Origin of the sequence: Paenibacillus sp. UNC217MF, assembly GCF_000686865.1 — a bacterium.
GTDB lineage: Bacteria > Bacillota > Bacilli > Paenibacillales > Paenibacillaceae > Paenibacillus_B > Paenibacillus_B suaedae.
The window spans coordinates 1-1,091 of record NZ_JMLT01000050.1 but is presented as its reverse complement, the minus strand read 5'-3'; the positions used below and the strand labels follow the sequence as shown (position 1 = coordinate 1,091).

Below are 1,091 nucleotides of genomic sequence, written 5' to 3'. Positions count from 1 at the left end.
ATGGCAATTATGGCAACTAATAGAGTTAAACCTTTGATACTATTGACTTTTTGTGGTTGCCATTCTGAAAAAAAACGGCAACCAAACGGCAACCACGGCAACCAAAACGGCAACCAAACAGAAAAAAAGCACCCTTTTTCAGGTGCTTTCATCCCTTGTGGAATCATTTTTTCATATATGCCCTTCTTGAACCATATTCTCCACACTTTTGTTTTTTCTCTATCCGTTCATAACCCAATGATAATAACATTGCTTTGATTCGGTCTGAATCACGTTTTGTGGGCTTGTTTTTCAGGTCATTGGTGACAACCTTATCCCATATCTCACGTTCACATAAATGCACCCTGTTTTCGGCTGTTAGGACAGCTTCTGCATATTCTTGTACTTCATCCTGTAAAGGGTCAATATCTTGGAAATCACGGAAAATATCTTGCTCGAATACCTGTTGTAAATCCTTATCAATCCATGTGAGATAACCCATATCATAATAATATTTTGTTTCAGCCCATACTTGTGAAATCGTTTCAGGTGTTAAATCCTTGAAAGGGTCTAAATTGCCGTTCCCATTACATTTGATAGGGAATCTTCTTCTTTCCCCTGTTTCATCTGTTAAAATTTCAGCTCTATTGCTTGTACCATAAAAAACAGAATGTCTTTTGTGGTCTGTTGCATTTCCTCTTTCATAAGCACCACGGTATTTATCATTTTTACTTGAAATAAACATTTTGATTTCTTCATCAGACTTATTTTTGAATGCTTTCATTTCAGGAAATTCACATATCCAATTATCTGCAAGGATTTCGCCTGAAATTTTAGGGTCTAAATTAATTAATGAATCAGTAAACCATTTTTCATTTGCCAGCTTATAACCAATAACACTTTTACCGATTCCCTTTGCACCCACAAGGATAGGCATTATTTCAAATTGACAGCCTGGGGAATAGATTCTTTTAACAGCACCTGTTAACCATCTTTTTGTGATTTCCCTTGTGTACTCTGAATCTTCAGCACCTAGATAATCAATAAACAAAGTCGGTACTCTGATTTCCCCATCCCATTGAACCGATTCAATGAATGATTTGATTTGGTGA

At 36.2% G+C, this 1,091-nt stretch carries 1 protein-coding gene; it reads right to left on the bottom strand.

From position 1 onward, the window contains the following. Positions 1 to 163: 163 nt before the first annotated feature. On the bottom strand, positions 164 to 1,091 hold a 928-nt coding region (locus BP95_RS30620; protein ID WP_231515127.1), incomplete at its 5' end, for a virulence-associated E family protein.